The 20,985-nt window shown below is 60.5% G+C and carries 26 protein-coding genes; 9 read left to right on the top strand and 17 right to left on the bottom strand.

Translation table 11 applies throughout. From position 1 onward, the window contains the following. Nucleotides 1-15 precede the first annotated feature (15 nt). The 8 genes from argE to HKK53_RS07310 all read right to left on the bottom strand — a co-directional run bounded on the left by argE (nucleotide 16) and on the right by HKK53_RS07310 (nucleotide 6,457). Nucleotides 16-1,164, bottom strand: coding sequence for an acetylornithine deacetylase (gene argE, locus HKK53_RS07345; protein ID WP_169370237.1), 1,149 nt, complete (start codon nucleotides 1,162-1,164; stop codon nucleotides 16-18). Next, on the bottom strand, nucleotides 1,161-1,838 hold the full coding sequence (locus HKK53_RS07340) for a DUF1028 domain-containing protein (RefSeq protein WP_169370236.1): 678 nt from the start codon (nucleotides 1,836-1,838) through the stop codon (nucleotides 1,161-1,163). Before HKK53_RS07340 ends, argE begins: the two co-directional genes overlap by 4 nt. Before the next feature lie 142 nt (nucleotides 1,839-1,980). Beyond that, the gene (locus tag HKK53_RS07335; protein WP_169370235.1) at nucleotides 1,981-2,397 is read right to left on the bottom strand and encodes a RidA family protein; all 417 of its coding nucleotides are present in this window, start codon (nucleotides 2,395-2,397) and stop codon (nucleotides 1,981-1,983) included. Between the two features lie 20 nt (nucleotides 2,398-2,417). Next, nucleotides 2,418-3,770, bottom strand: coding sequence for a flavin-containing monooxygenase (locus HKK53_RS07330; protein ID WP_442962288.1), 1,353 nt, complete (start codon nucleotides 3,768-3,770; stop codon nucleotides 2,418-2,420). Between the two features lie 208 nt (nucleotides 3,771-3,978). After that, nucleotides 3,979-4,410: a hypothetical protein gene (locus tag HKK53_RS07325; protein WP_169370233.1), complete on the bottom strand. Its 432-nt coding sequence runs from the start codon at nucleotides 4,408-4,410 to the stop codon at nucleotides 3,979-3,981. Nucleotides 4,411-4,581: 171 nt separating this feature from the next. After that, complete coding sequence (locus HKK53_RS07320; RefSeq protein WP_169370232.1) at nucleotides 4,582-5,010, bottom strand: nuclear transport factor 2 family protein; 429 nt, start codon at nucleotides 5,008-5,010, stop codon at nucleotides 4,582-4,584. Between the two features lie 2 nt (nucleotides 5,011-5,012). After that, nucleotides 5,013-5,483, bottom strand: a complete 471-nt coding sequence (locus tag HKK53_RS07315; RefSeq protein ID WP_169370231.1) for a hypothetical protein — start codon at nucleotides 5,481-5,483, stop codon at nucleotides 5,013-5,015. Continuing rightward, a complete protein-coding gene (locus HKK53_RS07310) occupies nucleotides 5,480-6,457 on the bottom strand; it encodes a DMT family transporter (RefSeq protein WP_169370230.1) in 978 nt (325 codons plus the stop codon). Before HKK53_RS07310 ends, HKK53_RS07315 begins: the two co-directional genes overlap by 4 nt. A gap of 93 nt (nucleotides 6,458-6,550) precedes the next feature. Here HKK53_RS07310 and HKK53_RS07305 point away from each other — a divergent pair, with 93 nt between their 5' ends. Genes HKK53_RS07305 through HKK53_RS07290 form a run of 4 tightly spaced genes read left to right on the top strand, consistent with a single transcriptional unit; the run spans nucleotide 6,551 to nucleotide 9,997 of the window. Next, a complete protein-coding gene (locus HKK53_RS07305) occupies nucleotides 6,551-7,459 on the top strand; it encodes a LysR substrate-binding domain-containing protein (protein WP_169370229.1) in 909 nt (302 codons plus the stop codon). Between the two features lie 57 nt (nucleotides 7,460-7,516). Continuing rightward, entirely contained in the window at nucleotides 7,517-9,130 is a 1,614-nt protein-coding gene (locus tag HKK53_RS07300) for a diguanylate cyclase domain-containing protein (RefSeq protein ID WP_169370228.1), read from the top strand. A gap of 48 nt (nucleotides 9,131-9,178) precedes the next feature. Continuing rightward, on the top strand, nucleotides 9,179-9,559 hold the full coding sequence (locus HKK53_RS07295) for a hypothetical protein (RefSeq protein ID WP_169370227.1): 381 nt from the start codon (nucleotides 9,179-9,181) through the stop codon (nucleotides 9,557-9,559). Between the two features lie 15 nt (nucleotides 9,560-9,574). After that, the gene (locus tag HKK53_RS07290) at nucleotides 9,575-9,997 is read left to right on the top strand and encodes an HD domain-containing protein (RefSeq protein ID WP_169370226.1); all 423 of its coding nucleotides are present in this window, start codon (nucleotides 9,575-9,577) and stop codon (nucleotides 9,995-9,997) included. Between the two features lie 32 nt (nucleotides 9,998-10,029). Here HKK53_RS07290 and HKK53_RS07285 read toward each other — a convergent pair whose 3' ends face one another. After that, entirely contained in the window at nucleotides 10,030-10,653 is a 624-nt protein-coding gene (locus tag HKK53_RS07285; protein WP_169370225.1) for a TetR/AcrR family transcriptional regulator, read from the bottom strand. A gap of 119 nt (nucleotides 10,654-10,772) precedes the next feature. On the opposite strand from HKK53_RS07285, the gene HKK53_RS07280 reads away from it, so the two are divergent. Continuing rightward, complete coding sequence (locus tag HKK53_RS07280) at nucleotides 10,773-11,978, top strand: MFS transporter (RefSeq protein WP_169370224.1); 1,206 nt, start codon at nucleotides 10,773-10,775, stop codon at nucleotides 11,976-11,978. Nucleotides 11,979-12,004: 26 nt separating this feature from the next. Here HKK53_RS07280 and arsH read toward each other — a convergent pair whose 3' ends face one another. From arsH to HKK53_RS07265, 3 genes are read right to left on the bottom strand one after another with little or no spacing between them, the layout of a single operon-like run. Beyond that, the gene (gene arsH / locus HKK53_RS07275) at nucleotides 12,005-12,694 is read right to left on the bottom strand and encodes an arsenical resistance protein ArsH (RefSeq protein WP_169370223.1); all 690 of its coding nucleotides are present in this window, start codon (nucleotides 12,692-12,694) and stop codon (nucleotides 12,005-12,007) included. A gap of 12 nt (nucleotides 12,695-12,706) precedes the next feature. After that, entirely contained in the window at nucleotides 12,707-13,177 is a 471-nt protein-coding gene (locus HKK53_RS07270) for an arsenate reductase ArsC (protein WP_169370222.1), read from the bottom strand. A 20-nt stretch (nucleotides 13,178-13,197) separates the two neighbouring features. Further along, nucleotides 13,198-13,545, bottom strand: coding sequence for a metalloregulator ArsR/SmtB family transcription factor (locus tag HKK53_RS07265; RefSeq protein ID WP_169370221.1), 348 nt, complete (start codon nucleotides 13,543-13,545; stop codon nucleotides 13,198-13,200). Between the two features lie 410 nt (nucleotides 13,546-13,955). On the opposite strand from HKK53_RS07265, the gene HKK53_RS07260 reads away from it, so the two are divergent. Next, nucleotides 13,956-14,300: a cupin domain-containing protein gene (locus tag HKK53_RS07260; RefSeq protein ID WP_169370220.1), complete on the top strand. Its 345-nt coding sequence runs from the start codon at nucleotides 13,956-13,958 to the stop codon at nucleotides 14,298-14,300. A 122-nt stretch (nucleotides 14,301-14,422) separates the two neighbouring features. Further along, complete coding sequence (locus tag HKK53_RS07255; RefSeq protein ID WP_169370219.1) at nucleotides 14,423-15,094, top strand: ATPase; 672 nt, start codon at nucleotides 14,423-14,425, stop codon at nucleotides 15,092-15,094. A 13-nt stretch (nucleotides 15,095-15,107) separates the two neighbouring features. On the opposite strand, the gene HKK53_RS07250 is transcribed toward HKK53_RS07255, so the two are convergent. Next, on the bottom strand, nucleotides 15,108-15,989 hold the full coding sequence (locus tag HKK53_RS07250) for a serine hydrolase domain-containing protein (RefSeq protein ID WP_169370218.1): 882 nt from the start codon (nucleotides 15,987-15,989) through the stop codon (nucleotides 15,108-15,110). Nucleotides 15,990-16,127: 138 nt separating this feature from the next. Between HKK53_RS07250 and HKK53_RS07245 the strand changes: the two genes are divergently transcribed. Further along, nucleotides 16,128-16,913, top strand: a complete 786-nt coding sequence (locus HKK53_RS07245; RefSeq protein ID WP_169370217.1) for a DeoR/GlpR family DNA-binding transcription regulator — start codon at nucleotides 16,128-16,130, stop codon at nucleotides 16,911-16,913. A gap of 3 nt (nucleotides 16,914-16,916) precedes the next feature. Here the strand turns inward: HKK53_RS07245 and chrA are convergent, their stop codons facing one another. Then, nucleotides 16,917-18,251, bottom strand: a complete 1,335-nt coding sequence (gene chrA / locus HKK53_RS07240) for a chromate efflux transporter (RefSeq protein WP_237150727.1) — start codon at nucleotides 18,249-18,251, stop codon at nucleotides 16,917-16,919. A gap of 265 nt (nucleotides 18,252-18,516) precedes the next feature. Further along, nucleotides 18,517-19,368 (bottom strand): CAP domain-containing protein, encoded by an 852-nt coding sequence (locus tag HKK53_RS07235; protein WP_169370215.1) that lies wholly within the window; start codon nucleotides 19,366-19,368, stop codon nucleotides 18,517-18,519. 131 nt (nucleotides 19,369-19,499) lie between these two features. On the opposite strand from HKK53_RS07235, the gene HKK53_RS07230 reads away from it, so the two are divergent. Further along, complete coding sequence (locus tag HKK53_RS07230; protein WP_169370214.1) at nucleotides 19,500-20,123, top strand: cell wall hydrolase; 624 nt, start codon at nucleotides 19,500-19,502, stop codon at nucleotides 20,121-20,123. A gap of 177 nt (nucleotides 20,124-20,300) precedes the next feature. Here the strand turns inward: HKK53_RS07230 and HKK53_RS07225 are convergent, their stop codons facing one another. Continuing rightward, nucleotides 20,301-20,513: a YXWGXW repeat-containing protein gene (locus HKK53_RS07225; protein ID WP_169370213.1), complete on the bottom strand. Its 213-nt coding sequence runs from the start codon at nucleotides 20,511-20,513 to the stop codon at nucleotides 20,301-20,303. A gap of 60 nt (nucleotides 20,514-20,573) precedes the next feature. After that, entirely contained in the window at nucleotides 20,574-20,894 is a 321-nt protein-coding gene (locus HKK53_RS07220; protein WP_169370212.1) for a YXWGXW repeat-containing protein, read from the bottom strand. Nucleotides 20,895-20,985: the final 91 nt, after the last annotated feature.

Below are 20,985 nucleotides of genomic sequence, written 5' to 3'. Positions count from 1 at the left end.
GGTCGGGCCCGACACTCAGCAAATCGACAGCAACATCCGTTGCAGCAGGGCATCGCAGCCGTGCAATTGTTCAACGCTGACAAACTCGTCCGGCTTGTGACCTTGATCCATGCTGCCTGGACCGCAGACCACCGTTGGAATGCCTACCGCATCAAACAGCCCGCCCTCGGTGCCGAATGCCACCGTCCCGAATTCCCGTGAACCCGAGAAGGCGGCGATCAGTTCAGCCGCTTCGCTGTGCGCATCGGTTGCCAGACCGGGATAGGCCGACAACTCACTGAAGCGGATGGCGCTGTGCTCGCTCACGGCGCGCATGCGTGGCAAGACCTGTTGCTCGGCATAAGTCTTCAGTTCCTGCGCCACATCGTTTGGATCAAACGAGGGCAGTGCGCGGACTTCAAAATCGAAACGGCAATCGGCCGGGACGATGTTCAACGCCTTGCCACCGGAAATCACCCCGGTTTGCACCGTGCTGAACGGCGGATCAAACCGCGCATCGTGATGCTCCGGCGCCTTGAGCCGCTGGCCAATCCGCCCCAGTTCACCGATCAATTCAGCGGCGTATTCAATCGCATTGACCCCTAGCGGCGCGTACGCCGAATGGCAGGCTTCGCCATGAATGTCGCAGCGCATTGCCAGTTTGCCCTTATGACCCAACACCGGTTTGAGCTCGGTCGGCTCGCCAATGATGCACAGCATCGGTTTGACCGGGCGCTGTTCCAGCGCTTTGAGCAGCGAGCGCACGCCAAGGCAGCCGACTTCTTCATCGTACGAAAGCGCGATGTGCACCGGCCGCTGCAACGTGGCCTTCACCAGCGACGGCACCAACGTGAGCACGCAGGCGATGTAGCCTTTCATGTCCGCCGTGCCGCGGCCGTACAGCTTGCCGTCGCGCTCGGTGAGTTCGAAGGGCGCCACGGTCCACGGCTGGCCGTCGACGGGCACCACATCGGTGTGCCCCGACAGCACGATGCCCGGCACATCCGCCGGGCCGATGGTCGCGAAGAGGTTGGCCTTGCTGCGCTCGTCGTTGTAGACCAACTCGCACGGCACCTCGAAGCGGGCGAGGTAGTCGCGGACAAACTCGATCAAGTGCAGGTTGGATTCGCGGCTCGTGGTGTCGAACGCCACCAACGTTTCAAGCAAATCGCGGCTGGTGCTCATCGGTCGTCTCCGGCGACGCCGTAGCCAGGGGATCTGTCGGGCGCAAGAGCGCGGTCGATGTAGTCCTGAAGCTGCGGGCGATAGGCGTCCCAGAGTTTTTCAAGTTGGCCAATCGGGTCTTCATCGGCCCAGTCCACCCGCAGGTTGACGATCGGCCAGGTCAACTCGCCGACCACCACCATCGCCGCCGAATGCACCGGCCCGGCTTCACCACCTGCCGCGATGGCCGCTTTCATCGCTGCCAGCAAGCGATCAGCCAACTGACCTTCACCTTGCTCGAAGGCGCGGACCATGGCCTCGATCACCGAACGATCCGCCAGCATATTGCCGGCCGCCACGCATTGTTCGCCGGATACGGCGTTGTGGGTGCCGAGGGTTTCCGAACCACTGAAATGCGCGGTGCGGCCGAGGTGGTCAATCGCGGTGACCTGGCGATATTGGCTGTAGCCGTTGCGGGTCAGGACTTTGTCCAGCGCATCCGCGGGCGCGAGGCCTTGCTCCATGAGCGCGAGGGTTTCCGGGCCGAGGGATGGCAGGGTGATGTTTTGCGTCGAGACCGCGCCGACGCCGGGCTGCAGCCACGGGCAGCGGGCGCCGACGGCGATGCTGGAGGAACTGATGGCAATGCCGAGCTGGCCGGTGTCGGGGCAGCGGGCGGTGATGGAGAAGGTCATGGGTTTTGCTCCTTGTCTGGCCTTGGAGAAAGTGTTGTTTGGGCGGACGCCTTCGCGGGCAAGCCTCGCTCCTACATTTGGAAAGCGTTCCCCTGTAGGAGCGAGGCTTGCCCGCGAAGGCCGCGCCTCGGTCGACCTGCGCTTACTCGGGAATCACTGCAATCACATCAATCTCCATCAACCACTGCGGTTGCCCCAACGCCGACACCACCAACCCGGTCGAAATCGGAAACACCCCTTTGAGCCACTTGCCGACTTCCTGATACACCGGCTCGCGGTAACGCGGATCAATCAGGTAGGTCGTGGTTTTGACAATGTGGCTCAGGTCGCTACCGGCTTCTTCCAGCAGCTGTTTGACGTTGCGCATGGCCTGTTCGGCCTGTGCACGCGGGTCGCCAAGGCCCACCAGCTTGCCATCGAAATCGGTGCCGACCTGGCCGCGAACATAGACCGTGTTGCCCGCGCGGACCGCTTGGCACAGGTCATTGTCCAGGCTCTGGTTCGGGTAGGTTTCCTTGGTGTTGAACATGCGAATACGGGTGTGGGTTGGCGTGGACATGTGAAGCTCCTGAACAAGAATTAAGCGCTGACGATGGTTTTGTGGGCGACCTGGGCGGCTTCGGCTTCGGCTTCACGCTGGTCGGCATCGCGGTAGTCGAGGTACGAACGCTGGATGGCGATGTGATCGGCGACGTACTTGGCGTCATGCCAGACACCCCAGATAAACGACGAGCCGCGACGGGACTGCCAGGGCAAGCCGAGGAAATACACGCCGGGCTCGCTCGATACGCCACGCTGATGCTGCGGCTTGCCGTTGTCGTCGAAGGCGTTGACCTTCAGCCAGCTGTAATCCGTGGCAAAACCGGTAGCCCAGATGATCGAAGTGACGCCGGCCTTAGCCAGATCGAGCTCAAGAACCGGGTTACTCACACAATCCGGGTCCGGGAAGGTATGCCGAGCTTCAGGTTCTTCCGGCAGGTCCAGGCCATTGCGCTCGATGTAGGCGTCGGCGGCATCGAGCAGCGCCTTGTAGTTTTCATCGCCGCGCGCCAGGTTGTCCGCCAGGTTGGGCTGGAAGGTCGCCACGGCGCCATTGAACGACTGGGTCAGGCCGACCAGGGTCATGCCGCGATGGGCCAGGCCACGGAAATCCACGGTGCGACCACCATGGGCGCCGCTGACCGCAATGGTCACGTGCTCGCGACCCGGCTTCATCGCCGCTTGATCCCATTCGCCGAGTACGCCCAGCCACCAGCAGAAATCCCGGTTGCGATAGGCGCGAGGAGGGCGGTCGTGCGCACCCACCGAGAGGTAAACCTTCTTGCCGGCGCCCTGTAATTCATCGGCGATCTGCACCCCCGACGACCCGGCGCCCACCACCAGCACAGCGCCTTCGGGCAGTTGCTGAGGGTTGCGGTATTCGGCGGAATGGATCTGGGTGAACGGCGCGTCTTTCGGCGCAATCGGCGGGATCACTGGACGCTGGAACGGTCCGGTGGCAGCCACCACGCGGTTGGCTTCGATCACGCCTTCGGAGGTTTCAATGGTGAAACCCGGGCGACCGACATTGCGCTCGACCTTCAACACGTCCACGCCAGTGCGGACCGGGGCGTTGAACTTCTTGGCGTAGGCTTCGAAATAATCGGCTACCCGCTCTTTCGGGGCGAAGCCGTCGGGGCTCAGATCGTCGAATTCCATGCCGGGAAAGCGATCGTGCCAGGCCGGACCATTGGCCACCAACGAATCCCAACGCCCGGTGCGCCAGCGTTCGGCAATCCGATTGCGCTCCAGCACCAGATGCGGCACCCCGAGTTTGCTCAAGTGTTCACTCATGGCCACGCCAGCCTGACCGGCGCCAACGATCAGCGTGTCTATTTTTATTGTTTCAGTGGTCATCTCTTTACCCTTCGAAGTGGGAGTCAGGTCGGTTATGGCCTGCCATCTCTTGGGTTCAAGACTAGGGTTCACCCCGGTATCGGTAAAATATTATTAAGCTGGGAACTGAGCATAAATAACGGATGCAGAGCGTTTGGCCCTGGCTTTAGCAGGCTGGAAGGGAGAGATTGAGCCATGAACAAACAAACACTCAGCGACACTTAACGCGCCTACATCGACTGTCTCAACCTTTTAAGGGTATCGACTACTTCACTTTCCAGTGACCGCCACCCGACTCGCAATCAATCCTGGCTTGCTCGAAGTGTTCTACGCCGTAGTAATAGGTCGTCACCTGGGCATTGTCGGGAATGTTCAGCGACTTGGCGTTTTTGTCCTTGCTGGTGGAATGCGGGTTGGCCAGGGATTCCTGGGTCAACGTGGCGATGCAGGTGGCCTGGTAATGATCGGCGCAGTGTTCGACCTTTTTCTTGGTGCTGCTGAGCATGTCCTTGCTCTCGTTGCTGCAGGACCAATCGATGGCATTCACCGGCATGCCTTCGTACTCATAGCAACTATGGGTTTCGACGGCAGGCACCGAAGGGCTCCCGGATCGGGTCAGCACGTCACAGCCTTCAGCCATGGCCCAGGCGGGACTCAGGCTGGCGATCAAAAGCAGAAGCAGGCATCTACTGTTCATCGGTGTTTCCTCTTCAGTGGCGCTCAACCCGATCAAGGATCAGCGCTTATGAAGTTTCGAAACGCGATGAGGTGCGGGGTTCAATTCGTTTTTGACCCGCGGTGGTGGCGCAGGCAGGAACACTTTGTGGCGAGGGGGCTTGCTCCCTCGCCACAGGGGGATAAGGCGCGATCAGGCTTTGCTGGCGGCCAGGTAAGCACCCAGTCGGCTGCCCATTTCAGCGCCCAAGGCCTGCAAGCCACTCAATGGGCGGACCATCACTTCAAATTCAACGATTTTCCCTTCTTCATTGAACCGGATCATGTCGATCCCTTTTAGCTCTTTGCCGCCGACCTGTGCGCTGAACTCGAGTACGACATTCAAACCATCCGCTGTCGCCAATTCGCGGTGGTATTCAAAATGCTCGAAGACATTGACCACGGTGTTCAGAATCATTGCCACCACGGCTGCGCCCGGATAAGGCGTGTGCGCCATGGGCGAGCGGAACACGGCTTTCGGGTCCAGCAATTCGGGCAAGGCCTGCAAGTCACCCTTGCGGATCATCTCGTGCCATTGCTTCAAGGAAGCTGCGGCTTTGGGGTGCAGGTTCAGTTCAGACATGTTCAGTTCCTTATTTTTGTTTGGGTCCGTAGAAACTCCGCCATCGCGGCAAAGCGCTGGCGTGTTTCATGTTCGAAAATACGATTGACCAGCGGATCCAGCAACCACCCCAGCCAGCGCGGCCGCAAACGGACGCTGAAGGTGTAGATCAACTCCGAGCTGTTGTCACTCAAGTCACGATGACGCATCGACGCCGCCCACCACGCAAACACGCCTTCCGGCTCGACCAACAGCGCTGCCGCGACTTGCCCGGGCTGAAAGTTGACGAAACGGGTGCGCATTGAGAAGTAACGCTTCCAGCCCCGGCCTTCATTGAAGGTAATTGCACCGATATAAGGACGAATGCCGCCACCCTCGACACCGGCGCGGGACAAGAGCGTGTCCCATTGCATGCGCACCGTGTGATTGTGGAAGGCTTCGAAGGCATCGGCTGCGCTGGCGGGCATGAGCAGGGTGATTCGATGTTGGGTCATCCGTCATCCTCGACGATTTTCGCCATCATGCCCCAGCGTGGAACCAGAATGATATGAACCGCCACCACCACGCCAACCAGAACGGCAGCAAGGCTAGAGGCCTCCAAAAGCGTCGGCAACCGGCCCTGAAACAACAAGCCCAGCACGCTGGCGAAGAGCGATTCCAGCGCGATCAGTTGCCCGGACAACACCATGGGCAGGCGCCGGGACGCGGCATTCCACGCCCAGGCGCCGGCGAACGAAGACATCACCGCGATCACCAGGGCCCAGACGTACAAGTGGCCGGCCACGGAAACGCTGAAGCCCAGGCTCGGCAGCTTGAGCAAGCCCAGTGTCTGCACCACCGGCAACAGGCACAAAGTACCTATGCTGGCGCCCGCCATCATCAGGCCTGTCCAGATCCCGGTTACGCTGGCCGGGAGTTTTTCCAGGGCCCTTTGGTTCAGCACGCTGAAGGCCAGCCACAACGCCACGGCGCTGATTGAAAAAACCAGCCCCAGCAGCCACGAGCCATGGTCTGCGGCGGGTTGATGGAGGCTGCTGAGGTTTGACAGCAACAGCCCACCGGTCAAAAAAGCCAGCGGCAGGGACAATCGGCGCCATTCAATGGTTTTTTTCGTGGCGTTGCCGAGCAGTGCCAGGAGCACCGGCACGATGCCGATAAACGCCGGTGTCAGCACCGGGCCGCCAAAAATCACGCCGGCCGCAATACAACTGCTGTAGCCCAGGTAGCCAATCAACCCCAGGCCTGCGGCAGTAAATTGCTGGTCGCGACGTAAGAACCGCAGTTGGGCGCGACAGAGCACCACCAGGCCGGCACCCAGCGCACCGGCGATCAGAAACCGAACGATCAACAAATCGAAGATGCTGTAGGCGCCGGTGACGTTGGGCGCTATGAAATTCAGCGCCCAGCTCAGGGTTGCAACCACGGCCAGGGTCACGCCGATGAAGATGTTTGCATGAGCAGAGGTCATAGCGTGGTGTCCGCGAGGTATTCAGTGCATGTTGCACAGCGTCGCCGGTGTGCTACAAACGAGTTCTCGGTCCTGGATGCATAACCTCAGATTATGAATACCCTTGGGAAGTCATTGCCGCCACTCGCCAGTTTGCTGCCGTTTGAAGCAGCGGCCCGACTGGAAAGTTTTTCAAAAGCCGCCGATGAGTTACACATCACGCAAGCGGCGATCAGCCGCCAGATCCGCGGGCTTGAAGATAATTTGGGGCTGAAGCTCTTTTGCCGACGCAATCGCGCGGTGTTCCTGACGGAGGAGGGGCGTGAGCTCGGGCGCGTGGTCAGCAGCGCGTTGCAAAGTATCCGCGACAGTGCAGTAACCCTGCGTGAATCACCGCGCAAAAACCGCGTCGTTTTACTCTGTCAGTTGTGCGAAGCGTTCTATTGGCTGATGCCGCGCCTGTCGACGTTCCACCAGCAATACCCGGATATCGAGATCCAGGTCGCGACCTCCACCCGACCGCTGACTGAATTCAACGAGCACTTCGACGTCGCCTTGCAAAGCACCGGGCGCGCCAGCGGCTTGCATGTGCTGGCGTTCACTGCCGCCGATGAAGTGTTTCCCGTGTGCAGTCCCCATTACCTGACGGCCCGCCAATCACTGGCCATCAGCGATCTGCGCAACCACACGCTGTTACACCATCGCGCCACGCCACCTCACTTGATGGAATGGGATAGCTGGCTGCTGGCGTTTGGGCAGACGTCGGATGGTTTCACCAACGGTGCCGTGTTCGACAGTTACCCCTTGATGCTGCAAGCCGCCGTCGAGGGGCATGGCATTGCCATGGGTTGGCAGCGAACCGCCGGCAAGCTGATTGAAAGCGGGGCGCTGGTGCGACCTTGCACCGAAAGCGTGCCTTTACCGCAGGCGATTTCCGTGTACAGGCAACAGGGCGGGGAGGATCGGCTCGAGGTGCGGGCGCTGATTGGCTGGCTGGAAGAAGAATTGCTCAGTGAACGCTGAGGCCGGTGCTATTGGAAAACACCGCCAAAGCTCGGCGCTCTCGGATACACTCCAGTGATGCCAAAACATCATCATGCACCGCTTGATTTCACCCGAATCGGTCACAGCATTGTCACGCGACTGCTGTTACTGGCGCTGTGCATGGTCATTTTTGGCGCCGTGGTGCGCTATTACGTGTTAACCAACTTCCTGCGTGAAGATCTGAGTGCCGTGGTGGAAGGTCAGCAATTGACGCTGGCCACGTATGTCGCCCGCGATATCGATAGCAAGATTGTCCGGCGCCAGCGCTTGCTGGAGCAGCTGGCCGCCGCCATCCCCGCCGATTTGCTGGCGCAACCCGAACGGTTGCAAGGGTGGTTGAAAGAGCATTACGACTACCAAACGATGTTCACCGGCGGATTGTTTGTTGTGAACACGCAGGGACGTTCACTCGCGAACTACCCCGATACCGCTTACGTAGAACATGACGACGTTCAAGCAAGTTTGAGCGGGCGTTCATTTATCAGCCAGCCGCGGGTGAGTGCTGCAACCAAAACGCCCATATTGCCCATGTCGGTGCCCATCAAGAATACCGTCGGTGACGTCCAGGGCGTGCTGGTGGGCGTCACTGCACTTGGCGCTTCCGGGCTTCTGGACTCGCTGCTGCTGAGTCGCACGAGTGATGCCTCCGGTGATTTCCAGCTGGTGTTCCCCGACAGCCAACTGTCCGTGGACTCCTCGCGACTGGATGTGGAACTCAAGCCAACGTCGCCTGCCGGCGTCAACGAACTGCATGATCGAGCGATGGCAGGGTTTCGCGGGGCAGGACTCACGCACAATGCCAACGGCGTCGAGGAAGTTGCCGCAATCGCGGCGGTCCCCAGTGCCGGCTGGTTCATCGTTGCTCGTCTGCCGACCAGCGAGGCGTTTGCCACGGTGACGCGAACCCAGCACTTTTTGATCAAGGGCGCGTTTTTATCGATTTTGTTCTTCGCCACGTTCGCCTCCACTGGCTTGTATTTTGTCTTTCGCCATCTGTTTCGTGCCGCCACGCAGGCTGACCGCATGACACGCGATGAAATGCCCCACGCGCCGTTGCCGGTTGTGCGTAACGATGAAGTCGGGCATTTGATCTCGGCGTTCAATCGCTTGCTGGTCAAACTCAACGACAAGCAGGACGAACTCAAAAAGATTGCCCATCACGACACGCTGACGGGCTTGTCCAACCGGCATCATCTCTCGGGCCAGCTTCGGCAAGTGCTGGCCCTGGCGCAACGTAAAGAGACCCAGGTCGGTTTGCTGTTCATGGACCTCGATGGGTTCAAACACATCAACGACTCCCTGGGCCACGAGGCCGGTGATGAGGTGCTGCGTCAGGTGGCGCGGCGGTTTTCCAGTGTCGTGCGGGCCAGCGATACCCTCGCGCGCATCGGCGGTGACGAGTTTGTCGTACTGCTCAGCGACCTGGGGGCCGATGCCGAAGAGGCTTTGAGCAGTGTGGCGACGCAATGCATCGACGCCTTGCGAGCGCCGTTTTTCATCTCCGGCACGGTATGCATCGTCGGGGTGTCGATCGGCATTGCCTTGGGCGACGGGCAAAGCTCCGCCGATACCTTGCTGCTGGCCGCCGACCGCGTGATGTACCAAGCGAAGAAAACCGGGCGTGGGCGGTATGTGACTTACAAGCTTTAGGCCTTTAAGCTGGCGGCTTTCCCCGATGACCAAGGATGGAAAGTGGCCATGATCACAATCGGTAGTCAGAACAACGCCCCGACGCCGCAACATCAGCATCATGACGTTTATGTGTTTCACATCGACCCGTCCCGGCCCGACAAACCGTTGTGTTTCGAGCAGTCGATTGGCGGCGGGCATTGCGAGCAGGGCGGGGCGATATGGCTGGCGGTTGCGGAACTCCAGACCTGGCCCGGCGACTGGCGCCAGCACCTGGAAAAATCCGGTTGTGGCTGGGTGGCCGCACTGGTGGACGCCCATCCCGGTGCCGATCAGTCGACTATCATCGCCATGATCCTCAAACAGCACGCCAAGCCTCCCAGCCTGCGGGGTTCAATTGCCGGCTGGTTCAAACGCAACTTTTCCATCACCGGCCGCTACGGCGTTTAATTCAGGAGCAACCCGATGAGCCAGACTCTGGAACGGGCGATCGCAATCGCCGCGGCCGCCCACGAGGGGCAGGTCGACAAGGGCGGATCGCCTTACATCCTGCATCCGCTGAAAGTGATGTTGCGGGTGACGACCCTGGAAGAACGGATCGTCGCCGTGTTGCATGACGTGGTCGAAGACACCGGCATCAGCCTCGAAGCGTTGCGCCAGGAAGGTTTCAGCGAAGCGGTGTTAGAGGCGATTGCTTCGGTCACCAAAGTTGCGGGTGAATCCTATGAGGCGTTCGTCGAACGCGCAGCGCTGAACCCGATAGGCCGAGTGGTCAAACTCGCGGACCTGGAAGAAAACAGCGACTTGTCGCGAATTGCGCAGCCGTCATGGGAGGATCTGGAACGGGTCGAGAAGTATCGGCGGGCGATTGGCGTGTTGCGGTCGTAACACGCCAGATCAATGTGTGCAGAGAGGGTTTATCACCGCGCCGTGGTCGCGCTCAAGGCATCCCATACCGCCATAACTTGAGTCACCGACGCATCCATCACCGCATGGGGTATCCCGTCTCTGGCCAGCGCCGTCAGGCCCAGCAGGAAACTGTCAAACATGGCGGCCAGGGCTTTGGTGTCGGTAGCGACCGGCAGTTCGCCCTGCGCGATCGCGCGTTCGATGCAGGCGATGATGCCCGCCCGGTTGCGTGCCCTGGCTTCGGCCAGCGGTGCAGAAACGGCGGTGGGCTGTGCCGAGCAGGTGTGCATGACGCCCAGCGTCACCAGGCAGCCCGGCGGATGACCGGTTTCGCTCTGCATTTTGGCTGAGCGGCGCAAGGTCGATTCGATGGCTTCGCGCGGCGCCAGGTTTGTGTCGAACAAGCCCTCGGTCACACGGCCGTGGGTGTTTTGATAGCGCTCCACCACCTCCTGAAACAACGCCTCTTTCGAGCCGAACGCCGCATAGAAACTGGGCGCGGAGATGCCACCGCCGATGGCGCTCTTGAGTTGGCTCAGCGAGGTGGATTCATAACCATGCTCCCAGAATAGATGCATCGCCTGTGTGATTGCCGTGTCACGGTCGAACGTGCGCGGGCGGCCCATCGTTGCCATTTTCACCTCCGTTTTTTCATGACTTAGATACTAGTCGATACAAAAGTCATTGACCATGCTCTTGGCGTCCTTTAGATTTATACCACTCGATACATAAGTGCGTAATCAGGAGCAGGGCAATGCCAGACAGTCAGATTGAAAAACAACGGTTACCTCTCGGCGCGCTGCTGGCGCTGGCGATGACCGGGTTCATTTGCATCGTGACCGAGACCTTGCCCGCCGGGTTATTGCCTGAAATCAGCAGCGGCCTGAATGTTTCGCCTTCGCTGGCCGGGCAGATGGTCACGGTCTATGCCTTGGGGTCATTGCTGGCGGCGATCCCGCTGACCATCGCCACCCAGGGTTGGCGGCGGCGCAATGTCTTGCTGCTGACGATTGTCGGTTTCCTCGTGTTCAATTCCATTACGGCCTGGTCGTCGAGTTATGGCATTACCCTTGTCGCCCGATTCTTCGCCGGTGTGTCCGCCGGGTTGGCCTGGAGTCTATTGGCCGGTTATGCGCGGCGCATGGTGGCGGTGCATCTTCAAGGTCGCGCCATGGCCGTGGCGATGGTGGGCACGCCAATTGCGCTGTCGCTGGGCGTGCCGTTGGGCACCTGGCTGGGCGCTTTGGTGGGCTGGCGTACCGCGTTTGCGCTGATGTCGGTGCTGACGCTGGGGCTGATCGTCTGGGTGCTGGTGAAAGTCCCGGACTACCCCGGCCAGGCCGGTTCCGAGCGTATGCCGCTGGGGCAAGTATTTTTCACCCCCGGCGTGCGTCCGGTCCTCGGGGTGGTGATGACCTGGATGCTCGCCCACAACATTCTTTACACCTACGTCGCGCCCTTCGTCACCCCGGCCGGGCTGGCCAGCGATATCGATGTGGTGCTGCTGGTGTTCGGCATCGCCGCGTTGCTGAGCATCTGGATCACCGGGCGCCTGGTGGACCGCTATCTGCGCAACGCCGTATTACTCAGCCTCGCCACGTTCGCCGCGACAGCCTTTGTTTTCGGGTTCTTTTCCCAGTCCGTGGTGGTTATTTACGTCGGCACTTTCGTCTGGGGCCTGACCTTCGGTGGCGCCGCGACACTGCTGCAAACCGCACTGGCTGATACGGCGGGCGAGGGCGCGGACGTCGCCTTGTCCATGAACGTCGTGGCCTGGAACGGCGCGATTGCCATCGCCGGCCTGTTCGGTGGTGTTCTGCTCGATCAGGTCGGTGTCGTTTCGTTTCCTTGGGTGTTGCTGGTGTTGCTGCTGGCGGGGTTATGGATTGCCGTGGCCGCGCGGGCGCATGGCTTTCCGCAGGGGCAAAGGCAAGGAGGCGCAGCAGTGGTCGGTCATTGATGGGCGCGGGGTTTACGGCGCCTGGTTCAAATCGAGCGCTGATTCACCCGCCGGGTCAGTTCTTCGGCGGACTCCTTGCGCTCCGAATAGCGATCAACCAGATCCGGGCGATCGCGTAGCAGCAGCGTGAACTTCACCAGTTCCTCCATCACGTCCACCACTCGGTCATACAGCGCCGAGGGTTTCATGCGGTTGTCCTCGTCAAACTCCAGATAGGCCTTGGGCACCGAGGATTGATTGGGGATGGTGAACATGCGCATCCAGCGCCCCAACACGCGGAGTTGATTGACCACGTTGAAAGATTGCGAGCCGCCACACACCTGCATCACCGCCAGGGTCTTGCCCTGGGTCGGGCGAATCGCGCCGATGGCCAGCGGCACCCAGTCTATTTGCGCCTTGAACACCGCCGACATCGAGCCGTGACGCTCCGGCGAGCACCACACCTGGCCTTCGGACCATTGCATCAGTTCCAGCAGTTCCTGGACTTTCGGGTGATCGTTTGGCGCGTCGTCCGGCAGTGGCAAGCCGGAGGGGTTGAAGATCCGCGTCTCGGCACCGAAGTGTTCGAGCAAACGCGCCGCTTCTTCGACCATCAGGCGACTGAAGGAGCGGGCGCGGGTCGAGCCGTACAGCAGCAAGATCCGTGGTTTGTGCGGACTGATTTGATCAGGGGATTGAATCAGCGAGGTGTCGAGGTTGGGCAGTGGGTGAGTCATGAAAGGCTCCAGTTACAAGGTGCTGATGCGGTCGAGTTCCCGCTTCAAGGCAGCGCGATCAAGTTCGGCGAAGGGCAGGGCGAGGAAGGCGCGGCAACGGGTTTCGATACGTGCCAGGGTTGAGTGGAAGGCGGCGGATACCGCGGCTTCGTCACCCGTGACCTCCGATGGATCTTCCAGTCCCCAATGGGCTTTCAACGCTGGCCCGAAATACACGGGGCAAGCTTCACCGGCCGCCTTGTCGCAGACCGTGATGACAATGTCCGGCGGGTTGGCTTCGAAGGCGTCGTTGCCTTTGCTGCTCAAGCCATCGATCGCAATCCCGGCTTCTTGCAAGGTGATCAGGCTGCGCGGCAGGACCTGGCCCTTGGGAAAGCTGCCGGCGCTGACCGCTTTGACACCCGCTGGCGCCAGGTGATTGAACATTGCTTCGGACAGGATGCTGCGGCAGCTGTTGGCGGTGCACATAAAAAGAACGCGCATGGAAACTCCGTTGGGTCTGGTCAGCAACACGCTGTGGAATTGAGCGGACGGTCGCTCATCTGTTTGAGACGGGCAGTGTTTTCCTCAAGCCAATCGGCATTGGCGTGCAGCGTGGTTTCAAGCACCGCGCGAACCCAGGCGGGCAGTTCCGGGTTGAGCCGGTAATACACCCATTGACCCTGGCGTCGATCAAGCAGCAGGCCGCATGCCCGCAGCTGTGCCAGATGGCGCGAGATCTTTGGCTGGCTGTCGTCCAGCGCACAGACCAATTCGCAGACGCACAACTCGCCTTCACGGGTGATCAGCAGGGTGGCCCGGGTGCGGGTTTCGTCGGACAGGCATTTGTAGATGGCAGGAGGGCTAAGCATGGAGTGCCTTCGATGTTTGGAAATTCGAATATACGGATATCCATATGTATCGGACAAGCTGATTTTTGGTTCGATACGCTCTTGCGGGGTGCGCTGCGCAATAAGGCGTTGGGATTTGTGTAGGCACGAGCGGTGCGGCGATCCGACTTGCCCGCGAAAAACGATGACGCGGTGTACCAGACCTGACCCCTTCGCGAGCAAGCCCGCTCCCACAAGGATCTGAGTCGACCACAAATCCTGCGAACGACACAAAACAACTGTGGGAGCGGGCTCGCTCGCATAAACGGCGTATCAAGCAACATTGAAGTCGACTGTGATACCGCTGTTTCACCCTTTGTCGCCTCACCACCGGCCACGCCTTTTAGGGTCTCTACTTCTAATAGATCCTGCAGGTAAAAGAGGAGCGCGCAATGAGCATCGAACAGGCGGTACCTGAAACGAAAGGCGTCACGGTGACCTTACTGTCAACGATTGACCTCGGTCCTGAGATCGAAGGCATGGCAGGCCGTCAACTCAGAATGCGCAAGGTGACCATCGAGCCCGGAGGCGTCTTCGGGCCGATACACAACCACATCGACAGGCCAGGCACCGTCTACATATTGCAAGGAACGATCACCGACCATCGCAATGGTGTCGCCACGGATTACGGGCCGGGAGTAGGCTGGCCCGAGGACAGGAACACCACCCACTGGCTTGAAAACAGAGGCATGGAGGCGGCGGTGGAGATCTCGGTCGATATTGTCAGGCAGGCCTGAGTTCCGGGCTTTCCTGACCATTCGTTCAATCGATAGTCATCATCAAAAAATGCGAGTTCTGTTTTTCCGGCATCGGAGGAGGATAGCGTCATACCGATCTCGCTTCTGAAGGAACCTGCGCGATGAGACTCCCAACTGTTTTTGCCCTTGTCGCCGTACTGACCGGCGCTTTCGCCGCCACCGCCCCGGCCTACGCCGCCGACCTTCAGGCCTGCCACTTTGTGCCGATGGGGGACAGCAGCGCCAACCTGCAACATTCCCAATCGGTGGGCGTGCTCTACAGCGAAAACACCGTCAACACCCTGCAATACCTTGAGAACTACCATTCGGTCGCTGTCAACGGCAGCAAAAACGCCGCCCTCGATTCGCGCATCAGCAACGCGTTCATCAAAAGTTCCGATCCGACACTGGCGATCAACTGGCTGATGGGTTCGCTGCAAAAACAATTCGCCTCGGTGACCGTCTACGACAACCTTGATGCACTGGTGGCTGCGCACCCGGATGTGGTGGTCATGCTGGACACTTACAGCCGCTTGGTTTCGAAGCGCAACAACCAGGTCGAAGCGCGTTTCCTCGCCAAGTTCTACGACGCGAACCTGCAATACATCGGCAAGGCTGAAGGCTCCCGCGAACAGCAAATGCCTTCGGTCTGGGTCCATGGCAAAGCGGCGCCGGAGATTGCGGCGCAAATCGACCAGCAGACCGCGTTGCAGGTGAATGCGTTGAAACAGTTCGATGCGTCGCTGAAGGCGTTGGTGACCTCGGGCAATGTGGCACGGGTGGCGACTAACTGAGGCGATTGCTGCCTCAGTCTTTCTGCCCGTTTCCCAAGACGGCTGATAAGTGATCCACGACCCGTGCCTCGACAGAACCTTGGTCGTCGCCGTCACAGAAGACCGCGCACGTTGCCGAGTGCCCGTTCACAGTACACCGGTAAACCGCCACGACACTGCCGGGTCCGCTTCCGGTATGTCCACTCAGGATCAGGCCACTTTGCACGGCACCTTGCATCAGGCCGAGCCCATAACCCGGGGCAGTCCAGGGACGTCCGGCAATGGGGCCGCCGAGGGGATGCACCGTTTGCATGTCCTGTCGCAGAGCGCGGGGCAGGAGGTGGTCGCTCAGCAGGCGATCCAGGCACAGCGCCGCTTCCCCAAGTGGCCCGACCAGCAAACCGTGATAAACCCAGCCTGGGTCGTACGTCGCGCACACATCCTGCAAATCGGCTGGGGACGTCGCCAGGCGAACCTGCGATAAGCCGAGGGGCGAAAACACCCGTTGAGTCAGCGCCTCTGCGAGTTCGAGACCGGTTACCCGTTCAATGAGCCTCGCTACAAACAGATAGCCGACATTCGAATAGCGCCATCCGGTTCCCGGCGCATAGCGCAACCGGCCGGCATCGAGACGTTGCAGCATGTCATCTGCCGACCAAGGCGAGTCATTGCGCGCAACGGCGGTGTGGTAATCGGCCAGTTCACCATAGTCCGCCAACCCCGCCTCATGCCGCAGCAGTTGGCGCAGGGTGAAGGGGCCTTCAGGCATCACATCGTCCAGTTCGACCAATCCGTCACGCACCAGTGACAAAGCCGCAGCCGAGAGCACGGTTTTGGTGAAGCTCCACCACGGCACGCTTGCGTCGGGCTGTTCGACAGCGGCTAGGGATCCATTCGACACAAGGGAAAAAAGCATGGCTGGTGGCTCAGGAGAAAAGGGTTACGACCTTAGGGAGGCCCGCAGTTTGCCAGAAAACAAAGCCACCACCGCTGCGATTGTTTTTTTGCGGCGCTTTGGCTAACCTCGCATAAACCCGCAAGATCAGGCATAAACATGCATCCCGTCATCGAACTTCCTTCCTTGCGCCGACAAAAAATCCTCTTGATCCTCGAACGCGACGGCAAGGTCATGGCCTCTGAACTGAGCCAGCATTTCGCCGTGTCCGAAGACACCATCCGCCGCGACCTGGCGGAACTGGACACCGCCGGCCTGGTGCAGCGGGTGCACGGCGGGGCGTTGCCGCGGCCCAAGGACACCGGCAAGGACTACTTCACCCGCGTCAGCGAAACCGATGAAGTGAAAACCCACCTGGCGCAACTCGCCGCGCGGTACGTGCAGGAGGGCCAGATCGTGATTTTCGATTCAGGCTCGACCACGCTGCAGATCGCCCGGTCGTTGCCGGCGGATATCACCATTACTGCCGTTACCGCCTCACCGATGATCGCGATCACTCTGGCGGAATTCAAAGGCATCAAGGTCATTCTGGCAGGCGGTCAGCTCAATCCGGCGACGATGTCGGCGAGTGGGCATGACACGTTGCGGCTGTTTCAGGGAATCAAAGCGGATCTGCTGTTCACTGGCGTTTGCGCGATTCATCCCGATGTCGGCATCAGCTCGCTGCATTTCGATGAAGTGCCAGTCAAGCAGGCGATGCTCGACAGCGCGGCCCATGTTGTGGCCGTGACCACGGCGGACAAACTGGGCGCGGTCGAACCCTTTGTGGTCGCGCCATGCCGGCGCATCCAGACGCTGATCACCGAGCGTCATCTGGCCTCGGGCAATGTCGAGGATTACCAGCGGCTGGGGATCGAGGTGGTGCAAGCCGATACGGCGGTTTAAGCGCTAGCGCAACAGGTGCACAGCCAGGCCAATCAACCCACAGCCGATCAATACCTCGATCACTCCGCGCTTGAAGCGAAACAACGCAATGGCTGCTGCAATCGCGATCAACGCTGAAGGCCAGTCGAGGTGGCCGCTGAAGCCATTGGGCCAGAGTACGTGGTAGCCGAAGAAGCACGCGAGGTTGAGGATCACCCCGACCACGGCAGCGGTAATGGCGGTCAGCGGCGCGGTGAATTTCAGTTCGTTGTGCGTCGATTCCACCAACGGGCCACCGGCGAGGATGAACAGAAATGACGGCAGGAACGTGAACCAGGTGACCAGCGTGGCGGCGAGGGCGCCAGCGAGGAACACGTGCTCGGCGCCGAACACCTGCTGCACATAGCCACCGACAAAAGCGACGAAAGCCACCACCATGATCAGCGGCCCGGGCGTGGTTTCGCCCAGGGCCAGGCCATCGATCATCTGCGTCGGCGTCAACCAGCCATAGTGACCGACCGCGCCCTGATACACGTACGGCAGCACCGCGTAGGCACCCCCGAATGTCAGCAGCGCCGCTTTGGTGAAGAACCAACCCATCTGGGTCAAGGTGCCGTCCCAGCCGAACAACGCAGTGAGCAACCCCATCGGCAAAACCCACAACACGGCGCCGATGAGGGCCAGGCGCAGCAACTTCATCGCGCTGAAACGGGCATGTTCGGGCGTCGGCGTGTCGTCGTCGATCAGCGCCGGGCCGTAGGTTTTGTTCGCGGTGCTGTGGCCGCCGTTGCTGAACTTCTCCGGGGCCAGGCGTCCGCCGAAGTAACCGATAACCGCCGCCCCCAGCACAATCAACGGAAACGGCACATTGAAGGCGAAGATGGCCGCGAATGAGGCCGCCGCGATCCCCCACAGCCAGTTGTTCTTCAACGCCCGCGAGCCGATGCGATGAGCTGCCTGCAGCACAATTGCGGTCACCGCCGGCTTGATCCCGTAAAACAACCCGGCCACCACCGGCACGTCCCCGAAGGCGATGTACACCCAGGACAAGCCAATCAGGATAAACAACGACGGCAACACAAACAGCACACCGGCAATCACACCGCCCCAGGTCCGGTGCATCAGCCAGCCGATGTAAGTCGCCAACTGCTGCGCCTCCGGGCCGGGCAACAACATGCAGTAGTTGAGCGCATGCAGAAAACGCCGCTCCGACATCCAGCGCCGACGCTCGACCAGCTCCTGATGCATGATCGAAATCTGTCCGGCCGGGCCACCGAAACTGATGAAGCCGAGCTTGAGCCAGAAGAGGAAGGCTTCGCGTAGGGGGACGGCTTGGGGTTTTGCGAATGTATCGCTCAAGAGGTGAGCCTTTTTCATAGACCGGCGGTTTGCTTACAGTAGCGGGGAATAGGTGCGCGCGTTTGATCGTTCCCACGCTCTGCGTGGGAATGCCTCAGGGGACGCTCCGCGTCCAGTGACGCGGAGCGTCACGGGCTGCATTCCCACGCGGAGCGTGGGAACGATCAGTGTCGGGGCTTCAACGCTTAGTACATTCAGCAATGTTGTAACTGATACACCGCTTTCGCGAGCAAGCTTCGCTCCTACAGGAGATTGCGGCGGGCGCTTACTGCGTCCCGAACATCGCCGTCCAGTAAATCCCGCCATCACTTTTCGGGTCCACCGCATACGCCGCGCCCAGTTCGCGGAACTGCGGGTTCATCAGGTTGGCGCAGTGCCCCGGACTGCCGAGCCAGCCATCGACGACCTTGCGGGTGGTGTCTTGGCCGGCGGCGATGTTTTCGCCGATCTGCTGCGCGATGTAGCCGCCCAGTTCCGCGCGGTCACCGGGGGTGCTGCCGTCGCGGCCCTTGTGATCGAAGTAGTTATTGTTGGCCATGTCACGGCTGTGGACTTCGGCGGCGGCTCCCAACGTGGCGTTCCAGGCCAGCGGCGTGGTGGCGGCGAACGGCTGGCCGCCGCACTGACGCGGCTGCGCGCGGGCGGCGTTAAGCAGTTCCATCAGCTTTTGGCCTTCAGCGGAAGCATCGCCCAGACGCCCGCTCAACAGCGGCCGCGCGAGGACGATGCGCCATTGGCTGCCTTCGCGACTCACGCCGACATCGATGAATTGCGGATTCAGCACCACCTGGCAGAAGCTTTCCTGCACAGCCTTCATGGCCGCCGTCGCATCACGCGGCCCGGCCAAGGTAATCGCCTGCACATTGACCATCGGATACTTCGCTTGCGCCATCGCCTGTTGCAAGTCGACGTTTTGCGTGGCGGACAGCACCAGGCGCGGATCGGCCGCCAGCGGTGGCAACTCCGGCGATGCCTGGCCGCCACAACGTTGCACTTGGCTGCGATAGGCATTGATCGACTGAATCAGTTGCGACTCGTCTGTGGCCAGGGCCGTGGTAGCGAACACCAGGCCCGACGACAACGCCGCAACACGCAAAACGGATGATAGGACGCGCATGAAAATCCCCCTTGAACGGACTGCGCCCATGATGCGCGATTTCGTGCCGTTCAGGGCACTGCCTTTTCCAATGATTTGCCGACTACAATGAAGCGAAGTCGCCCGTCGACGCCCTGAAGAGCCTGCCCATCATGCGCCTCCCGTGGATAGCCGCCTGCCTTGCCGCCACCCTGCTTGCAAGCCAGGTTTTCGCTGACGACCAGGAGCAAAAAAAAGAAGTGGCCGTGGACAAGGCCCAAGTGCTGGAAGAGAAAGCCGCCGACAAAGGCAGCGCGGCACCGGCGCCGAAAAAGGCCGAGACCATCACTCAATCCGAAGTCCAGGCTGTCGACCCGGCAGGCACCGCGCCGCTGGACGAAGCCATCACTTGCATGGCTCGCAGCATTTACTGGGAAGCGAAGGGCAAGAACGCCGCCGACATGGAAGCGGTCGCCAACGTGGTGATGAATCGCCTCGGTCACGCGGGCTTTCCGGACACGGTGTGCGGGATCGTCAAGCAAGGCTCGGAGAAGCATGCCTGCCAGTTTTCCTGGTGGTGTGACGGCAAGCCGGACACGGCCCAGGAAGACGTGCCCTATGCGATGGCCAAGGAAATCGCGCGCAAGGCGCTGAACAAACAACTACCGGATCGCACCCACGGCGCGATGTATTTTCATGATCGGACCGTGAAGCCGGACTGGGCGCATGAATACATCAAGACGGCCCAGATCGGGTTGTTCACGTTTTACAAACCCCATGACGGCGATGCGAAATAGTGCTGTCAGGCGTGGCCCAGCGCAATGGCAAAGGACACCACGATCAGGCAAGCAAGCGCCACATTGATATTCATGAAGAGTTCGTCCGAGCTGTTTTAGGTGGTGCCATGGTGAACAGGTCGGGGGGAAATGAAAAATTCGCTTTCGTGATGTGAATGATCGAAAGAAATGATGGGATCAATACCCCTTCCAATGCCCCGGCACCCACACCCACTCGTTGTGCGCCCAACGATACTGCCCGGCCACCCAGTGATAACCCGGCGCGGGCATCACCGGGACCATTTCCACCCGTGGTGGCGGTCGGTGCGGGCGGGCCGGTTCGATGACGCAACCGGACAGGGTGATTGCCATGAGGCCGGCGATCACAGTGGTGTTGAATAGTCGGGACATAGTCAGATTCCTTGATTCGTTCGAGCAAGCAAGTGATTCAGCGTTGTTGCAATCGGCGGATCAGCGCACCCAGCGCCCCTCGATCCAATACCAGTTCGGCCCGCGCGCTTCCCAATGACCGGGCATCCAGCGCCCGCCGTGGTGCATCCGTTGCCAGTGACCGGGCGCCCACACATAACCCCGACCGTCCCAGCGCCAGTGGCCGTTATCCCAGGCATAACCGGGGCGGGCCATGGGTGCCTGCTCCATGCGCGGGGGCGGCGGGGCCTGGCGACTGATGATCTCGGGCTGGGCAAATACCGGCGTGCTCGCCAGCGCCGCCAGCGCCAGGGGGACGAGCAACAAATGCCGCAACTTGATCAGGGGGCGCACAACGTTCATGACAACTCCTCAGGCCTGCATCCGAAAGTGGATGTTGCTGATGAATTGGACGTCGAATCGGCAAAAGATTGGTCCCGGGGAAAATGAAATT

Source organism: Pseudomonas sp. ADAK7, from assembly GCF_012935675.1.
GTDB lineage: Bacteria > Pseudomonadota > Gammaproteobacteria > Pseudomonadales > Pseudomonadaceae > Aquipseudomonas.
This window is presented reverse-complemented; position numbering and strand designations above follow the sequence as displayed.

Coding starts and splice junctions, on each gene's coding strand:
- HKK53_RS07250 (WP_169370218.1), bottom strand. CDS start 15,989: ATGCTTTTTTCCCTTGTGTCGAATGGATCCCTAGCCGCTGTCGAACAG.
- HKK53_RS07305 (WP_169370229.1), top strand. CDS start 6,551: ATGAATACCCTTGGGAAGTCATTGCCGCCACTCGCCAGTTTGCTGCCG.
- HKK53_RS07310 (WP_169370230.1), bottom strand. CDS start 6,457: ATGACCTCTGCTCATGCAAACATCTTCATCGGCGTGACCCTGGCCGTG.
- HKK53_RS07290 (WP_169370226.1), top strand. CDS start 9,575: ATGAGCCAGACTCTGGAACGGGCGATCGCAATCGCCGCGGCCGCCCAC.
- arsH (WP_169370223.1), bottom strand. CDS start 12,694: ATGACTCACCCACTGCCCAACCTCGACACCTCGCTGATTCAATCCCCT.
- HKK53_RS07280 (WP_169370224.1), top strand. CDS start 10,773: ATGCCAGACAGTCAGATTGAAAAACAACGGTTACCTCTCGGCGCGCTG.
- HKK53_RS07340 (WP_169370236.1), bottom strand. CDS start 1,838: ATGACCTTCTCCATCACCGCCCGCTGCCCCGACACCGGCCAGCTCGGC.
- HKK53_RS07245 (WP_169370217.1), top strand. CDS start 16,128: ATGCATCCCGTCATCGAACTTCCTTCCTTGCGCCGACAAAAAATCCTC.
- HKK53_RS07235 (WP_169370215.1), bottom strand. CDS start 19,368: ATGCGCGTCCTATCATCCGTTTTGCGTGTTGCGGCGTTGTCGTCGGGC.
- HKK53_RS07220 (WP_169370212.1), bottom strand. CDS start 20,894: ATGAACGTTGTGCGCCCCCTGATCAAGTTGCGGCATTTGTTGCTCGTC.
- HKK53_RS07335 (WP_169370235.1), bottom strand. CDS start 2,397: ATGTCCACGCCAACCCACACCCGTATTCGCATGTTCAACACCAAGGAA.
- HKK53_RS07315 (WP_169370231.1), bottom strand. CDS start 5,483: ATGACCCAACATCGAATCACCCTGCTCATGCCCGCCAGCGCAGCCGAT.
- HKK53_RS07295 (WP_169370227.1), top strand. CDS start 9,179: ATGATCACAATCGGTAGTCAGAACAACGCCCCGACGCCGCAACATCAG.
- HKK53_RS07300 (WP_169370228.1), top strand. CDS start 7,517: ATGCCAAAACATCATCATGCACCGCTTGATTTCACCCGAATCGGTCAC.
- HKK53_RS07255 (WP_169370219.1), top strand. CDS start 14,423: ATGAGACTCCCAACTGTTTTTGCCCTTGTCGCCGTACTGACCGGCGCT.
- HKK53_RS07320 (WP_169370232.1), bottom strand. CDS start 5,010: ATGTCTGAACTGAACCTGCACCCCAAAGCCGCAGCTTCCTTGAAGCAA.
- HKK53_RS07270 (WP_169370222.1), bottom strand. CDS start 13,177: ATGCGCGTTCTTTTTATGTGCACCGCCAACAGCTGCCGCAGCATCCTG.
- HKK53_RS07285 (WP_169370225.1), bottom strand. CDS start 10,653: ATGGCAACGATGGGCCGCCCGCGCACGTTCGACCGTGACACGGCAATC.
- HKK53_RS07260 (WP_169370220.1), top strand. CDS start 13,956: ATGAGCATCGAACAGGCGGTACCTGAAACGAAAGGCGTCACGGTGACC.
- argE (WP_169370237.1), bottom strand. CDS start 1,164: ATGAGCACCAGCCGCGATTTGCTTGAAACGTTGGTGGCGTTCGACACC.
- HKK53_RS07325 (WP_169370233.1), bottom strand. CDS start 4,410: ATGAACAGTAGATGCCTGCTTCTGCTTTTGATCGCCAGCCTGAGTCCC.
- HKK53_RS07230 (WP_169370214.1), top strand. CDS start 19,500: ATGCGCCTCCCGTGGATAGCCGCCTGCCTTGCCGCCACCCTGCTTGCA.
- HKK53_RS07225 (WP_169370213.1), bottom strand. CDS start 20,513: ATGTCCCGACTATTCAACACCACTGTGATCGCCGGCCTCATGGCAATC.
- HKK53_RS07265 (WP_169370221.1), bottom strand. CDS start 13,545: ATGCTTAGCCCTCCTGCCATCTACAAATGCCTGTCCGACGAAACCCGC.